Origin of the sequence: Xanthomonas sp. WHRI 10207, from assembly GCF_040202975.1 — a bacterium.
In the GTDB taxonomy this organism is placed as follows: domain Bacteria; phylum Pseudomonadota; class Gammaproteobacteria; order Xanthomonadales; family Xanthomonadaceae; genus Xanthomonas.
On record NZ_JBEGDX010000002.1, the window covers coordinates 766,238 to 781,454 of the forward strand.

Genomic DNA, 15,217 nt, shown 5'->3' on the forward strand with positions numbered 1-15,217 from the left:
CGATCTCCTCATTGCCAATCGGTTGACGGTTTTTCCCACAGGTTGATGCCGCCCTCGACCGCAAAACGATCGATCTCGGCCAACTCTTCCGCGCTGAAGTTCAGGTTCTGCAATGCCGCAACGTTTTCGATCAACTGCTCCGGCCGGCTGGCACCCAACAACGCCGAACTCACGCGCGCATCGCGCAGCACCCAGGCCAGTGCCAGCTGCGCAAGGCTTTGTCCGCGCTTTTGCGCAATCGCATTCAATCCACGTGCGCGTTGCAGGTTGTCGTCGGACAGATGCTCCGGCCGCAGCGATTGCCCACCGGGGCGATTGACGCGCGCATCGGCCGGCACGCCATCGAGATACTTGCCGGTGAGCAGACCTTGCGCCAGCGGCGTGAATGCAATCACCCCGGCACCGATGTCTGCGGTGGCATCCAGCAGCTCGTGCTCAAGCCACCGGTTGAACAGGTTGTAGGCCGGTTGATGGATCAGCAACGGCACCTTCCACTCGCGCAGCAATGCGGCGATCTCGCGCGTGCGCGCCGCCGAATACGACGACACGCCCACGTACAGCGCCTTGCCTTGTTGCACGGCGCTGGCCAATGCGCCGGCGGTTTCTTCCAGCGGCGTGTCCGCATCGAAACGGTGCGAATAGAAGATGTCCACATAGTCCACGCCCAGCCGTTGCAGGCTCTGATCCAGGCTGGACAGCAGATACTTGCGCGAACTCCCGCCCTGCCCGTAGGGGCCGGGCCACATGTCCCAGCCGGCCTTGGTGGAGAGGATCAATTCATCGCGGTACGGCTTGAAGTCTTCGCGCAGCAAACGGCCGAAGTTGCGCTCCGCGCTGCCATACGGCGGGCCGTAGTTGTTGGCCAGATCGAAATGGGTGATGCCCAGATCGAAGGCGGTGCGCAGTAGCTGCCGCTGGGTGTCGATCGGCGTGCTGTCGCCGAAGTTGTGCCACAGCCCCAGCGACAATGCGGGCAAGACAAGGCCGCTGCGGCCGACACGGCGGTAGGCGATGCGGTCGTAACGATCGGGATGTGCGAGATAGGTCATGGGTGTGTCCGGTAGATCAGCGGGCGCTGAAGCGATTGACGGGGCGTGTCAGCCCCAGATGATCGCGCAAGGTGCGCCCTGCATATTCACGCCGGAACAGCCCACGTCGTTGCAGCTCCGGTACCACGTGCGTGGCCACATCGGCCAAACCACCGGGCAGGTGCGGCACCAACACGTTGAAGCCATCGGCTGCGCCTTGCTCGAACCACGCCTGCAACTCGTCGGCAATCTGCGTTGGCGTGCCGATCAGACTGTAATGCCCGCGCCCACCGGCGATACGCCGACCAAGCTGGGCAATGCTCAACTGCTCCTGCCCGGCCAGTTCGGTGAACAACTGCTGGCGGCTGCGCTGGCCGGTTTCGGTGAGCGGCAATTCCGGCAACGGGCCGTCCGGCGGATAGCCGGACAGATCGAAGTTGCCCAGCATGCGCGACAGCAGCGCGATGCCCACCTCAGGCTCAACCAGCTCCTGGAACTGCTCGAATTTTTCCTGCGCTTCGGCCTGGCTTTGTCCCACCACGATGAACACGCCCGGCAGCACCTTCAATGCATCGCGCGTGCGGCCAAACTGTTCCAGCCGCCCTTTGATATCCGCATAGAACGCCTGTGCCTTGGCCAGCGACGATTGCGCGGTAAACACCACCTCGGCGGTTTCTGCCGCCAGCGCGCGCCCGGGCTCGGACGAACCGGCCTGCACCAGCACCGGATGCCCTTGCGGCGCGCGCGCGATGTTGAGCGGGCCGCGCACCTGAAAGTGCGTGCCGCGATGATCGAGCACATGCGCACGCGCGGGGTCGTGATGCAGGCCGGCAGCCTTGTCGGCAATGAACGCGTCATCGTCCCAGCTGTCCCACAGGCCAGCGACTACCTGCTGAAATTCGCGCGCCCGCGCATAGCGCTCGGCGTGCACGTAATGCGCATCGCGATTGAAGTTGAGCGCCTCATCGGCGGCGTCGGAGGTGACTAGATTCCACCCGGCCCGTCCGCCAGACAGATGGTCCAGCGAGGCGAACTTGCGCGCCACGTGATACGGCTCGTTGTAGCTGGTGGTCATGGTGGCGATCAAGCCGATGCGCTCGCTCACCGCGGCCAGTGCGCTGAGCAGCGTGAGCGGCTCGAACAGGCTGGAACGCGCCATCCGCGGCGCGATCGGCCCGCCGGCTGCGGCCAGGCTGTCGGCCACGAACACCGCGTCGAACTTGGCGGCCTCGGCGATGCGCACCATCTCGCGGTACTGCGCAAAATCCAGCGTGTCTGCACTCGCCTGCGGGTGCCGCCAGGCCGCGACGTGGTGGCCGGTCGCCATCAGGAAGGCACCCAGCGACAGCTGCCGTGACGCGCTCATCGCCGACCACCCAGCAGGACGCGCTGTGCGTGCTTGATCTCACTGTGTAAACCCATCGATTGCATCCTCAAAAATCCTTGTGCACTTGCACGCCGACGTAGCGCCGATCGTCGCGCGGGACCAGGCGGTAGACATTGCCGGTGGCATTGGCCAACAGCGGCGCATACGCGCGATCGCCCAGGTTGCGGCCCAGCACCGCCACCCGCCAGCCATGCGCGTCGTCGGCCAGCGCAATGCTGGCGTTCCAGATCGCATACGGGCCCTGCAGGGTTTGCGCGGTCTGGCTGAGGTCGTACTGCACGCTGTCCTGCCAGCTCACATCACCGTTGAACTCCACGGCCAGGCTGCCACGCAGCGGCACGCGGTAGCCGGCACGCAGATTGCCCTTCCAGTCCGGCGAAAACGGCAGCGGTTTGCCGTCGACATTGCAGTTGGCTGCCGCTGCCGCCGGGCACGCAAAGCGCTGGATACGCGCCTGCGTATACGCCAGCGATGCGGCCAGGCTGAGCCGCTCGGTAGGCCGGTAGTCCAGATCCAGCTCCAGGCCTTGCGTGCGCACCTGCCCGGCATTGATCAACCGCGTCACCACCTGCCCGGCCACGGTGTCGAAGAAGTTGGCCTGATAATCGGCATAGTCGGTGTGAAACAACGCCAGGTTCGCACTGAGCCGGTCGTCCAGCGCGCGTGTCTTCAACCCCAACTCCCAGGCGTTGGAGGTCTCCGGCTTCAGCGCCGGCGTGTCGCGCGGTTGCATGTTGAAGAACACGTTGTAGGCCGGGCCCTTGTAGCCACGCGAATAGGTGAGGTAGCCGGTTGTCTGCTCGTTAATGTCGTACTGCAGGCCGGCGCGCCCGGACACGCCATTTTCGGAGGTGCTGCCGGCGCTGGCCGTGGACGGCTGAATCCCGGTGACCGCTGTTGCCGCGCTGGACACGCGCTGATGCTGATACTCGAGCGTGTCGCGGGTGACGCGCGCGCCCAGCAAGGCGCGCAGGTCCGGGCGCCAATGCCAGGTAGCCTCGCCGAACAACGCATAGGTCTGCGCGCGGGTATCGTAATCGGCCACACCCACATTGCTGGCGGTGGGCGTGGTCACGCTGCGGCGGTAGGTTTCGTCGCTACGAGCGTGCAGGTAGTACAGCCCGGCCACCGCTTCCACTGTACGGTCGCGCGGGGTCTGCACGCGCAACTCCTGCGAATACTGCGTGTAACCCAGCTCGCCACGATCGTGCGATGCCGGAAACGCCGCACTGCGCTGAGCAGTGCGGTCGCCATCCTGGAACTGCGTATTATCCCATTGCCGCCATGCGCTGATCGAGGTCAGCACCACCTCGCCGATATGCCGGTCCAGTTGCAGCGACGCACCCTTGTTGATGTCGTCCAGAAAGGTGGGGTAATCGCTGTTGATCTGGCGGTTGTCGGCACTGCCACGCACCGGCGCAAGCGCAGCGGCAAAGTCGGCGCGTGTGCTGGCAACGACGACGCCGCTGGGCGCATCGCTATGCGATTTCAGGTAATCGGCGAGCAAGGTCGCACTGAAGTCCGGGCTCGGCGTAAGGTCCAGCCGCACGCGTGCGCCGGCGCGCCGGTAGCCATTGACGGTCTGCCCGTCGGCCACATTGCGCACGTTGCCGCCGTATTCGGCCCACACCGCCGACACGCTGGCCTTGAGCACCTCCGGCACCAGCGCACCGCCGATGCTGGCACGCACGCGGTCTTCGCCGCCGCCGCCGAAGTGGGAATAATCCACATAGCCGCCAAACACCTCCGGCGCCGGCTTGCTGACGATATTGAGCACGCCGGCCGAGGCGTTCTTGCCGAACAAGGTGCCCTGCGGCCCACGCAGCACTTCGATGCGTTCGACATCGAGCAGGTCCAATGTGGCCTGTCCCGGGCGGCCCAGCACTACGCCATCGATCACCGTGGCCACGCTGGGCTCCACGCCCGGCGAGGTGGAAATGGTGCCCACGCCACGCAGGAACAACGAGGTGTCCTTGTTGGATGCACCGCTGCGAAAGGTCAGGCTGGGCACCAGCGCCGGCAGGTCCGCCACGCTGTTGCGGTTCTCGCGCTCCAGGGTCTGGCCCTGCACCACCGATACCGCCACCGGCACCTGCTGCAAGGTCGTTTCGCGGCGGGTGGCGGTCACTGTCACCGCGCCCAGCGTCTGTGCCGCGCTCTCCGGCGCTGCTGCTGCTTCGCTCGACGCGTTGGCCAGCGTCGGTGCGCATGCCACTGCAAGACTCCACGCCAGCAACTGCGGTGTTCCCAACAACCTCGAAGCAGGAGCGATCCCCGCAGGGATCCGGTGTTGCACAGGCATGGAGGTCCTTCGTGTGGACTGGAGCGATCGATGTGGAGGGTGGTGTCGCGGCGATTCGGGTGGGTTGCACGCTGTGCAACCGCGCGTTGGCCACGAAGCCGCCTCGACCGCCAATGGCGATACGGCATGCTGTTTGCCAGCGCCATGAGCGTCAAATAACCAATGTTTAGGTGGTTATTCACTCATGCGCGGTCTCGCCTGCACGGGCCGGCGATGCGACCTTGCGACAGCGCGCTGCACAAGCGCGGCATCCACGGCGATAATGCGCAGATGGATGCGCCCAAGCCCTGGTATCTCTACTTGCTGCAGTGTCGCAACGGCAGCTATTACGCCGGGATCACCAACGATCTGGAGCGGCGCTTCCAGGCGCATGTGCGTGGCACCGGGGCGCGCTACACGCGGGCCAATCCACCGCTGCACATCCTCGCCAGCCACCCCTACCCCGACCGCGCCAGCGCCTCGCGTGCGGAGTGCGCAATCAAGCGGCAACCGCGTGCGCGCAAGCTGGCCTGGCTGCTGGCGCAGCCGCCATGCAACGCCGGGTCACACGCTACTGACATCCCGATCACGCCCGCCTAGCCGTCCGCTCCCTACGCTGCAGCGCCAATCCGATACCGGAGCAGCGCATGCACTATCAGCTCTATTACTGGACCGGCCTGCAAGGCCGCGGCGAATTCGTCCGCCTGGCATTGGAAGATGCCGGCGCCAGCTACACCGACGTAGCACGCATCGACGGCGACGAGGTCATGACCGATTTCCTGGAAGGCAAGCACGCTGGTGCATACCCATTCGCACCGCCGTTTCTGCGTGCGGGCGAGGTGGTGGTTTCGCAGGTGGCAGCCATCCTGCATGTCATTGGCCCGCAATTGCAGCTGGTCCCAGAGTCAGAGGCGCAGCGCCTGCAGGCATTGCAGTTACAGATGACCATTGCCGACCTGGTGGCTGAAGTGCACGACACCCATCATCCCATCGGCGTCGGGCTGTACTACGAAGATCAACAAGCCGAAGCGGCCAAACGCGCCCAGGATCTGCGTGACAACCGGCTGCCCAAGTTCCTCGGTTATTTCGAGCAAGTGCTGCAACAGGCAGGCGGCACGCATGTGCTTGGCACCCATTCGTACGTGGATCTATCGCTGTTTCAGCTGATCAGCGGCCTGGAGTACATGTTCCCCAAGCGCATGGCGACGTTGTCGAAGACGTTGCCGGGGCTAAAAGCCCTGCAGCAGCGCGTGGCCGAGCGCCCGCGCATTGCCGCGTATCTCGCATCCGAGCGCCGCGTGGCGTTCAACACCAACGGCATCTTCCGCCACTATCCGGAACTGGACGCGGCATAAGCGATGCCACCGGCATCACGCAGCGCGCGTGTGCCGGTCAGCTTCAATTTCGGTCAATTCACGGCTGACGCGCGCAAGTCGCTTTCGCTGCGCGTTAGGTGCCACCGCGATTTGCCCGCGTCATTGCGCACCGTTACGCGTTCCCAGATATCGCCCATCCAAGGCGCACAAATGCGGCCTTGGATTTCGACGCACCCGAACCGCCAGCCTCAACGTCCCTGCAACAACGCTGTGCGAATGGCCTGCAACTGCACCTTCACTGCGGCAGCATGGGTTGGCCCCAGCCGCAGCAGTGCCTTCTGCCCGACCGACGCAGATTCCAGCGCGGGATCCAAAAAGAGATAGCGGCCACGCGCATCGCGCACGACCGCAATTGGCTGGCGCGGCTCCGGCGTGCGCAGCAGATGATCGATCACATCGATCACGCGGTCGTTGAAGTAACGGTCCGGCGCGCCCAGGTTGGCATAGGCCTGCTGAAACAATGGATAGAAGCGCACATAACTCCCCACCAGCGCCTGCGCATCCACGCTGGTAAACGCGGCGACATACGGCGCATAGCGTGCTGCGTTGGCCTGGTCGATCACGCTGCGATCGGCTGCGCTGGCGACCTGCAGTTCGCCCGGCACCGGCTGCAACACCGAGGCGCGACGGCTGATACTGGGCTGGGTGAGGTTGTCGACCATCACCACCACGCGTTCGATCAGATGCCCGCGCAGCACGATCGACAGCGCGTCGTCCTGCTGCACCAGGTCCAACAGCGCTTGCCATGCGGCAGCGTCGCTCTGCGCCAATGCCGGAATCGCCGCATCTGCGGCATCGGGCGATGGCGTCTGCACCGGGTGGCGCGGCACGGCGGGTGCAGGCGGGGACGGCGCGACGGCGGCAGCCACCGCGCTGGCGGTCTGGCTGATGGGCGCGGGCATCGCACCAGATGGATCGGACGGCCCGCGGAACAGCCACCAGGCGGCGCCGGCAACGAGCGGCACCGCCAACAGCCACGGCCAGCGCGAGGACTTGGTTTGCATCATGGAACTCCTGACATCGACAACATCAGGGTGTGACCATGAGATGGTGCGGTGGTTCCATCAATGTGGGGCCGCAGCGCATTCATCGACCGTGCGGGCGCATGCCGAGGCGAGACAGCGTCACGCACGCGAGGCAGCAAGCGCCTGATCGGCGCGCAGGCATCAGGCAGCCACGCGCCCGCCGCAGATCCGGCTCAAACCACACACGACGCAGCGCTAACGCCAAAAACGACGCGCCACGTACGGCAAACCGCGCTCAATTGGCGAAGTCCAAGCGCGCATTCACCCAGGCCGCCACGATCGCGGCGGCAGCCTGATCGGCCTGTTTTGCAGGCAGCTTTTTTTCGCGCACCAGCCACGCTGCGGTATCCGCGCGCACCTTGGGCAACAGCGCGCGCACCGCCTTGCGGTCTGCTGCCGGCCACTCGCTGTCATCGCCGTCCCAGGAGGCGATGGCCTGGTCCGGATCATCGCCATAGCGCTTGCGCAAAGCCGGTTGCAGGTACAACAGCGGCGACACCGATGCGCGCAGCGCAATCACGCCCCACTCGGCGTAGCTGGCATAGCGGATGGTGCCGGCGTCCTTGCTCAAGGCTTCGATCAAGGAGTCGAACCCATCGTCCAGCTGCTTCCAGCTGGCCAGCGCAAACAACCCACCCGGCGGCTCGCACACCGGGGCAAACGAGTCGCGCGTGGAGCCATACAGCGGCCCGAATGCCTCGTACGCAGGCTCACCCACCGCCGCGAAAATGAAGCAGTGCACATAGGGCCGATTTCCGCTGCCGTCTTGCTCGATCCACATGCGCAATAGCGTGAGCACGCGTTCGGGCTGTGGCGTTGCCGGCGTGCCGGCAGCGTCATCCAGCAACGACGCCGCAAAGTCATCGATCTTGCGCAGGGCCTTGCGCGCACTTTCAAAGCGCGCGTTCGCCAACGCGGCGTCCACACCGGCGGCGGGGACGAACTGATGCAGATATGCCAGCCATGCCGAAGCCAACGGCGCATCGTAGGCCTGCAACTGCCGCGCGGCCTCGGCAGGATTGCCGGGGATGCTGGCGATGATGCGGTCCAGCGCCTGTTGCTGCGCGGTGAGCGCTTTGGCCAGCACATCGGCTCTGGCGCTGAGGCTACGCTGCAGGCAGCCGTCCGGCTTGGCGTCCTGCGCGCAGGCGTTGCGCTGCCGCAGCCAGGCGCGCTGTTGCTCGCGCACACCGGCCACCGCAGCGCGCGGCGTCGTTTGCATCAGCGCCTGGTAGCTTTCATCCAGTTGATCGTCCAGCAGACCGAGTGCAGGCACCGCGCAGATACGTTTTTCTACCGGCGTACTGGCCTGTTTGCAGTCGAACGAGGCCGCCCACGTAGTGCTGGCGCTGAGCACCAGCGCGCCGCCAAGCAGCAGTCGACCGACACGCGCGTGATGCTTCATTGCACTGCCTCCTTGCGTGCCGGCAGCAGCGACAGCAGCAGCAACGTCACCGACAGCGCGACGTAGGCGCCGACAAATTGCCAACTGATCGCCCGGGCCAGACCCTGCAGCGACCAGGGCAGATAGATGCCGCCACGTGGGTCCACCGAATGGATGAGGCCGAACAGCGTCAAGCCCGCAGCGACCAGCAGAAACACCGCAGCGCGGCGTAGCCGGCCATCGATCATCGCCGCCACCGTGGCGATCCACAGCATCGCAGTGATGATGAACCCATTGCCCAGCGCGAAGATTACCGCCAGCTCCGGCAGGCCATGGCCATCCACCTTCGTGGTCAACACCACCAGTTGCTCCGGCGCGATCCAGCCCGGCGCCTTGATGGTCAGCAGGTACGCCACCGACGGCAGAAACCCCAGCACCATCGCGCCGGCGTGGTGCCTGGGCGTGGCCTGAAACGCCTGTGTGGTGATGTCGATGGACACGTACACGATGATCGGTGCCAGTACCGCCAGCGGCAGCCATTGCACCAGCCCGCTGATCACCCCGAGCATGCCGCCGATGCCGACAAACAGGCCGGTGAGCAAGGTGTAGCCGGTGCGCGCGCCCATGTTTTTATACGCAGGCTGGCCGATATACGGCGTGGTCTGCGCCACGCCGCCGCACACGCCGGCCACCAATGTGGCCAGCGCCTCCACCAGCAGGATGTCGCGGGTGCGGTAGTCGTCGCCGGCCGCGCGCGCGCTTTCGCTGACATTGATGCCGCCCACCACCATCAACAGGCCGAACGGCAGCAGCAACGGCAGGTAGGTCACCGTCGCCGGCAGTCCTTCGATAAAGCCCAGATTCGGCAGCGGCAGCACGATCTGCGGCGCGGTCCACGCAGGCACCGCAAAACCCGGCGCACCCAGGCCCGTCAGTCCCAGCCCGTAATACAGAGCCGTGCCGATCACGAACGCCACCAGCACGCCCGGCAGTTTGGTCGGCAGGCGGCCCTTGGCCAACAGCACGTACAGCAGCAGTCCCAGGGTGACGAAGCCGGCCACCGGCGAACGCAACGTCTCCAGCAACGGCAACAGGCCCATCAGCACCAGCGCGATGCCGGCAATCGACCCGAGCAAGGCTGCGCGCGGCAGCGCACGCGTCACCGCCTCGCCAACGAACGACAGCACCAGCTTGAGCAGGCCCATCACCACCAGTGCGGCCATGCCCAGTTTCCAGGTGGCGATTGCCGCCGCCTGCGGGTCCAGCCCTTGCGCCTTGAAGCCGGCAAACGCCGGGCCCAGCACCAGCAACGCCATGCCGATGCTGGTGGGCGCATCCAGGCCCAGCGGCATCGCGGTAACGTCGTCGCGCCCGGTGCGTGCGGCCAGCCGCCGCGCCATCAAGGTGTAGAGCAGGTTGCCCACCAACACCCCGAACGCAGTGCCGGGAAACATGCGCCCGAACACCACCTCGGCCGGAAACTGAAATATCCCGATCAGCGCCGCCGAGATGAAGCCAAGAATGGAGAGGTTGTCGACGACCAGGCCGAAGAAGCCGTTGAGGTCGCCGGCGACGAACCAGCGCGGCGAGGCCGCAGGACGCGAAGAGGGAGCGGACATGGAGGTCTGCAAGACGTGGGGACAGGCGATGGTAGCCGCTGCCCGGCACCGGTGACAGCGGACCGGTGGAACGGGGTGTTGGCGCGCATGGGATGGGGAACACGGCCATCGGCAAGCGCCTACGCATGCCGATGGAGCACCGCGACATGCGACACGGCAGCGCGCGCGTCTCGCGTGCGCGCAGTTCGACGCGCGCGCAAGCAATGCGATCCGACCTCACCAACAACGGCTCTTAGCAGCGGCCAACAAAACGTAGCGAGCAGTCGTCAGGCGGATATGGACGGCGCACTCGGAGCCGCAGTGTACGAGTGCCGGGCACTCGCTGCGCCCGGCTGGCGACTGCGTAACAGTGCTGTTGGCCGCTCTTAGCAGCGCTCAGGCGACCACGCACAGCATGCCGGCGGCGACACAGAACGGATGCCACAACCGATTCAAGATGCCGACCGCGCCCACATGGCATCCGGCGCCGGTTATTGCCCGCTGCCAGCGGAAGCGGCATCCACCGCCACCCAGCCCACCACCTCGCCCGCCGTGGCGCTGCGGTAACGCAGCTTGATGCGCATGCCATCCGCGCTGACATCCAGCGCATCGGCGCGATCGCCCTGCACCAGATACCGCCGCGTACTGGACGCGGTTGGCGTGGCATACAAGGGCAGCCGGGCCACCTGCACCCGCAGTTGCACCGGCATCGGCGACTCCAGCGTTTCGCCGATGGCGGTAGCGACCACACCGCCACGCGCGTCGAAGATGGACCACACCGACAGCGGATAGGCGTCGTCGCCATCGCGCCCCAGCAGCGACTGGATGTCTGGCGATTCGATCGGTTGCTGCGAGCGATACACATACAGCCGGCCATCGCTGGCATAGCGATACTGGTCGCTGTACCACATCGGCCCACTGCGGCAGGCGCTGGTCAGACTGCGGTCCTTGGCGTCGGGGGTCAGATTCCACAACCCGTCGCACTGCACCGCCGGGCGCGTGGGCGCCGCCAGTGGCCGGAAGCGCCGTTGCACCGGGTCGAAGAGGAACACCAACGTCGCCTCGTTGACCTGGCCCAGCATCGCGGTGACCGCAAGATCGCGGTGCCCATCGAAGTTGTAGTCGTCGCTTCGGACGCTACCGCCGCCCTCGCCGTCATCCACATTGGCGTCCAGCCACTGCTCGCTGCCGCCCGGCGACAGCACCACGTGCAGGCGCGCACCCACCAGGCTGGCGGTTGCGTGCGTCGTCGCATCGATCGCCACCTGCACCTGGCCGTCGTCTGCCGCCGCGGCAAACCCCAGCAGGCCGAGCGCTGCGCCCAGTGCCACGCGCATGGCCGCGCTATCGGGACGCAGCCCGTCGCGCCCTTGCATCTCGCGCATGCGCACCGCGCGGCTCAGAACGACACATCCACCGCCTGCCGCGACCACAACACCGACTGATGCCCGGTGGCCTGCTTCCAGGCCAGCCGAATCGCTTCGATGTCGTTGCGCCGCTGCGGGGTGTCTTCATGCAGGATCACCAGCACCTTGGTGCCGAGCCGGTTCGGCTCCTTGGCGCCGCGGAACAGCCACTGGCCGTAGGCATCGAACACCGTCAGCCCATCCGGGAAGCGTGGGGTTACTTCCTTGTCCAGGAACGCGCGCCACTGCGTCTCGTCGATGGTGCGGGTCTGCGGACGATCGGCGGGGCCGGTCTCTTCGCCCACGCCAAAGTAGAGCTCGCTGCGAATCCAGCCACGCGCATCGCCGGGACGTTGCGCATCGCCCTGCATGCTGGCGGTGGTAGTCGCCGCAGCGGGCGTCTTGCCCGGCATGGTGGCGCAACCAGACAACGCCAGCACGGCGGCGATCAACACGGACGGCAGCAACTTCATCGAGTTCTCCAACGGTTTCAGGGGGACTAAAAAAACAGCGATACACAGGTGGCACGCCGCAGTCGGCGCGCGCAGTGGCGGGCGTCATGCAACCAGTGTACGAGCGGCACTGCTGCGGGCGTTACGCCAGTGGCGCTGGCGCTCATGCGGCCGCGCTATCAGCACATGCAGGGGCGCGCACCGCGCTATCTCGCGCAGGCCTGAACAACGCGATAACATCTCTCCATCCGGATGAATGTGGAACAGTCCGACCCCTTGCGCACCAGTCCGGCCGGACGCCGGCCCTGCGGCGCGTTTGCAGTTGCAGGAGAGAGAGCATGACCCGCCCCACCCTTTCGATGATCGGCCTGGCTGTGGCCGCTGCATTGAGCGCCAACGCGCAGGCTCAGCAGGCCGATACCGGCGCCACCACCCTGGACACGGTAATCGTCACCGGCACCCGCGCCAGCGACCGCACCGTGCTGGAATCGACGGTTCCGGTGGACGTGCTCACAGCCGAAGACATCCGCAAGGCCGGCGTGGTCAACGGCGAGCTGGGCAGCGCGCTGCAGGCGCTGCTGCCGTCGTTCAATTTCCCGCGTCAGTCCAATTCCGGCGGCGCTGACCACATCCGCGCCGCGCAGCTGCGCGGGCTCTCGCCCGATCAGGTGCTGGTGCTGGTCAACGGCAAGCGCCGCCACACCTCGGCACTGGTCAATACCGACAGCAAGATCGGCAAGGGCACCACGCCGGTGGATTTCAACTCCATCCCGATCAACGCAATCAAGCGCATCGAAGTGCTGCGCGACGGTGCCGGCGCGCAGTACGGCTCCGATGCCATTGCCGGTGTCATCAACGTGATCCTGGACGACAACCCTGAGCGCGGCGAACTGGAAGCCAGCTTCGGCGCCTACAACACCGATGTGGCGCCGATCGATCGCCGCGTCACCGACGGCCAGACCAGTTACGCCAGCGCCAAGGTCGGCTCGCTGCTGGGCGATGACGGCGGCTTCTTCAAGGTCGGCCTGGAATTGAAGAATCGCGAAGCCACCAACCGCGCCGGCTTCGATCAGATCCCGTCGTTCGAAGAGCAGACCTCGGACAACCTGGCCCTGGCCGGCCGGCGCAATTACGTGCTCGGCGACGGCGCCACCAAGGGCCTGAACGCCTGGCTCAACACCAAGATTCCCTTCAGCGCCAGCGGCGAGTTCTACGCCTTCGGTACGTACAACCAGCGCGACACCGAAGGCGCCAATTACTTCCGTTACCCCGACAGCAGCGCCAACTGGCGCGAGATCTACCCCGACGGCTACCGGCCGATTTCCGAAGGCGAAAATCGCGATCTGCAACTTGTCGCCGGCGCACGTGGGCAGTGGGGCAACTGGGATTACGACGCCAGCGTCAACTACGGCCGTAACGACTTCACCTACCGCCTGCGCAACTCGCTCAACGCCTCGCTCGGCCCGGGCAGTACCACTGCGTTCAAGACCGGTGATTTTGCGTTTGCGCAGACCGTGGGGAATTTCGATCTGACCCGCGTGTTCGACATTGCCGGCGCCACCCATACCTTCGGCACCGGCGCCGAATTCCGCCGCGAGCAATACCGCACCCATGCCGGCGACCCGGCCAGCTATGCCGCCGGCCCGTTCACCGATCGCCCCACCGGCTCGCAGGCCGGCGGCGGGCTCACCCCGCAGGACGAAGCCGATCTGTCGCGCAATGTCGCCAGCGCCTATGCCAACGTCTCCAGCCAGTTCGGTGAAAAGTTCTCCACCGACCTGGCCGGTCGCTACGAGCATTACCAGGATTTCGGCAGCCAATGGACCGGTAAACTGGCCGCGCGCTATGCGTTCGCCCCGGCATTCGCGCTGCGTGGCGCCATCTCCAACAACGTGCGCGCGCCATCGCTCAGCCAGATCGGTTACGAAGCCACTTCCACCGGTTACGACGCCGCCGGCCGGCTGACCCAGGGCCGCTTGCTGTCGGTCAATAACCCGATCGCCCGCGCCCTCGGCGCCACCGATCTCAAGCCGGAAAAGTCGGTCAACTACAGCCTGGGCTTCACCAGCAAGCTGGGCGATCACTTCGACCTGTCGCTGGATTTTTTCCAGATCGATATCGACGACCGCATCGCGCTGTCCGAAGACATCACCGGCGACGCCTTGACCAGCTTCGTGCAGCAGAACTTCGGCGTTACCGGCGTGCAGAGCGCCAGCTATTTCCTCAACGCCGCCGACACTCGCACCCGCGGCGCCGAGCTGGTCGCCAACTGGCGCCAGTACGCCTTTGGCGGCGACCTGCTGCTGACCGGCACCTACAGCTATGCCAAGACCGAGCTGGAAAACATCATCGCAACGCCCGCGCAATTGCTGGCATTGAACCCGGACTACGTGCTGTTTGGCGTGGAAGAAAGCAACACGCTCACTGATGCGGCACCACGCACGCGTGCCGCGCTGGCCGCCAACTGGAGCAACCAACACTGGAACCTGCAGACGCGCGTGAACCGCTATGGCAGCGCCACACGCGTGTTCGACTTCGGAGGCGGTTTCGTCCCACGCCAGACCTATGGCGCCGAATGGCAGCTGGATCTGGAAGCCGAATATCACCTGGGCACACAGTGGACGCTGGCCATCGGCGGGCAGAACATCCTGGACAACTATTCGGACCGCTCCATCGACGATATCGCCTACTTCGGCAACCTGCCCTACGACGTGCTCTCGCCGATCGGCAGCAATGGCGCGTACTGGTATGGGCGGGTGCGGTATACCTTCTGAGCAACAGCGCAGGCTGCAAACCCTCTTTCCCCTCAGGAGCGTGCTCTAGCCCCTCTCCTGCGGGAGAGGGGTTGGGGTGAGGGTACGGGCGAAGCTCCCGTGTCCTTCCAACTGCACGACGCTTCGCACGTCGCCTCATCCAGCGCTACGCGCCACCTTCTCCCGAAGGGAGAAGGGAAGAACACTTCGGCTACCGCTTTATCCCCTCTCCTGCGGGAGAGGGGTTGGGGTGAGGGTACGGGCGAAGCTCCCGTGCCCTTCCAACTACACGAGGCTTCGCACGTACCCTCATCCGGCGCTACGCGCCACCTTCTCCCGAGGGAGAAGGGAAGAACACTGCGGCTACCGCTTTAGCCCCTCTCCTGCTGGAGAGGGGTTGGAGTAAGGGTACGGGCGAAGCTCCCGTGTCCTTCCAACTGCACGAGGCTTCGCACGTCGCCTCAGCCGGCGCTACGCGCCACCTTCTCCCGAGGGGAGAAGGATAGGCAGTTGCATGTGTCTACCAA

11 protein-coding genes and 1 other RNA gene are annotated in these 15,217 nt (G+C 65.7%); 3 read left to right on the plus strand and 9 right to left on the minus strand.

The window, feature by feature from the left end:
• Positions 1-8: 8 nt before the first annotated feature.
• From mgrA to ABQU90_RS08920, 3 genes are all read right to left on the minus strand, one after another.
• Positions 9-1,049 (minus strand): L-glyceraldehyde 3-phosphate reductase, encoded by a 1,041-nt coding sequence (gene mgrA, locus ABQU90_RS08910; RefSeq protein ID WP_055848948.1) that lies wholly within the window; start codon positions 1,047-1,049, stop codon positions 9-11.
• Positions 1,050-1,065: 16 nt separating this feature from the next.
• Positions 1,066-2,394, minus strand: a complete 1,329-nt coding sequence (locus ABQU90_RS08915; protein WP_323522356.1) for an LLM class flavin-dependent oxidoreductase — start codon at positions 2,392-2,394, stop codon at positions 1,066-1,068.
• Between the two features lie 67 nt (positions 2,395-2,461).
• Positions 2,462-4,717 carry a TonB-dependent receptor gene (locus ABQU90_RS08920; RefSeq protein WP_323522355.1) on the minus strand — a complete coding sequence of 752 codons (2,256 nt, stop codon included), beginning with the start codon at positions 4,715-4,717 and terminating at the stop codon, positions 2,462-2,464.
• 249 nt (positions 4,718-4,966) lie between these two features.
• Between ABQU90_RS08920 and ABQU90_RS08925 the strand changes: the two genes are divergently transcribed.
• Both ABQU90_RS08925 and ABQU90_RS08930 read left to right on the plus strand, forming a co-directional pair.
• Complete coding sequence (locus tag ABQU90_RS08925; RefSeq protein ID WP_323522406.1) at positions 4,967-5,296, plus strand: GIY-YIG nuclease family protein; 330 nt, start codon at positions 4,967-4,969, stop codon at positions 5,294-5,296.
• Between the two features lie 47 nt (positions 5,297-5,343).
• Complete coding sequence (locus tag ABQU90_RS08930; protein WP_323522354.1) at positions 5,344-6,051, plus strand: glutathione S-transferase; 708 nt, start codon at positions 5,344-5,346, stop codon at positions 6,049-6,051.
• A gap of 209 nt (positions 6,052-6,260) precedes the next feature.
• Here the strand turns inward: ABQU90_RS08930 and ABQU90_RS08935 are convergent, their stop codons facing one another.
• The 6 genes from ABQU90_RS08935 to ABQU90_RS08960 form a co-directional block, all read right to left on the minus strand.
• Positions 6,261-7,076, minus strand: a complete 816-nt coding sequence (locus tag ABQU90_RS08935) for a DUF3014 domain-containing protein (RefSeq protein WP_323522353.1) — start codon at positions 7,074-7,076, stop codon at positions 6,261-6,263.
• A gap of 256 nt (positions 7,077-7,332) precedes the next feature.
• Positions 7,333-8,502 carry a lysozyme inhibitor LprI family protein gene (locus ABQU90_RS08940; RefSeq protein ID WP_323522352.1) on the minus strand — a complete coding sequence of 390 codons (1,170 nt, stop codon included), beginning with the start codon at positions 8,500-8,502 and terminating at the stop codon, positions 7,333-7,335.
• Positions 8,499-10,100, minus strand: coding sequence for a SulP family inorganic anion transporter (locus ABQU90_RS08945; RefSeq protein ID WP_323522351.1), 1,602 nt, complete (start codon positions 10,098-10,100; stop codon positions 8,499-8,501). Before ABQU90_RS08945 ends, ABQU90_RS08940 begins: the two co-directional genes overlap by 4 nt.
• Before the next feature lie 240 nt (positions 10,101-10,340).
• Positions 10,341-10,419, minus strand: a non-coding RNA gene (locus ABQU90_RS08950) — sX9 sRNA.
• 151 nt (positions 10,420-10,570) lie between these two features.
• Positions 10,571-11,416: an XAC2610-related protein gene (locus tag ABQU90_RS08955; RefSeq protein WP_407078772.1), complete on the minus strand. Its 846-nt coding sequence runs from the start codon at positions 11,414-11,416 to the stop codon at positions 10,571-10,573.
• 62 nt (positions 11,417-11,478) lie between these two features.
• Entirely contained in the window at positions 11,479-11,958 is a 480-nt protein-coding gene (locus tag ABQU90_RS08960; protein WP_055850323.1) for a DUF3574 domain-containing protein, read from the minus strand.
• A 317-nt stretch (positions 11,959-12,275) separates the two neighbouring features.
• On the opposite strand from ABQU90_RS08960, the gene ABQU90_RS08965 reads away from it, so the two are divergent.
• On the plus strand, positions 12,276-14,711 hold the full coding sequence (locus tag ABQU90_RS08965; RefSeq protein WP_323522349.1) for a TonB-dependent receptor plug domain-containing protein: 2,436 nt from the start codon (positions 12,276-12,278) through the stop codon (positions 14,709-14,711).
• Positions 14,712-15,217: the final 506 nt, after the last annotated feature.

Bases quoted from the DNA above. Each gene is read 5' to 3' on its own strand.
- mgrA (WP_055848948.1), bottom strand. From the start codon at position 1,049: ATGACCTATCTCGCACATCCCGATCGTTACGACCGCATCGCCTACCGC.
- ABQU90_RS08915 (WP_323522356.1), bottom strand. From the start codon at position 2,394: ATGAGCGCGTCACGGCAGCTGTCGCTGGGTGCCTTCCTGATGGCGACC.
- ABQU90_RS08920 (WP_323522355.1), bottom strand. From the start codon at position 4,717: ATGCCTGTGCAACACCGGATCCCTGCGGGGATCGCTCCTGCTTCGAGG.
- ABQU90_RS08930 (WP_323522354.1), top strand. From the start codon at position 5,344: ATGCACTATCAGCTCTATTACTGGACCGGCCTGCAAGGCCGCGGCGAA.
- ABQU90_RS08935 (WP_323522353.1), bottom strand. From the start codon at position 7,076: ATGCAAACCAAGTCCTCGCGCTGGCCGTGGCTGTTGGCGGTGCCGCTC.
- ABQU90_RS08940 (WP_323522352.1), bottom strand. From the start codon at position 8,502: ATGAAGCATCACGCGCGTGTCGGTCGACTGCTGCTTGGCGGCGCGCTG.
- ABQU90_RS08945 (WP_323522351.1), bottom strand. From the start codon at position 10,100: ATGTCCGCTCCCTCTTCGCGTCCTGCGGCCTCGCCGCGCTGGTTCGTC.
- ABQU90_RS08955 (WP_407078772.1), bottom strand. From the start codon at position 11,416: ATGCGCGTGGCACTGGGCGCAGCGCTCGGCCTGCTGGGGTTTGCCGCG.
- ABQU90_RS08960 (WP_055850323.1), bottom strand. From the start codon at position 11,958: ATGAAGTTGCTGCCGTCCGTGTTGATCGCCGCCGTGCTGGCGTTGTCT.
- ABQU90_RS08965 (WP_323522349.1), top strand. From the start codon at position 12,276: ATGACCCGCCCCACCCTTTCGATGATCGGCCTGGCTGTGGCCGCTGCA.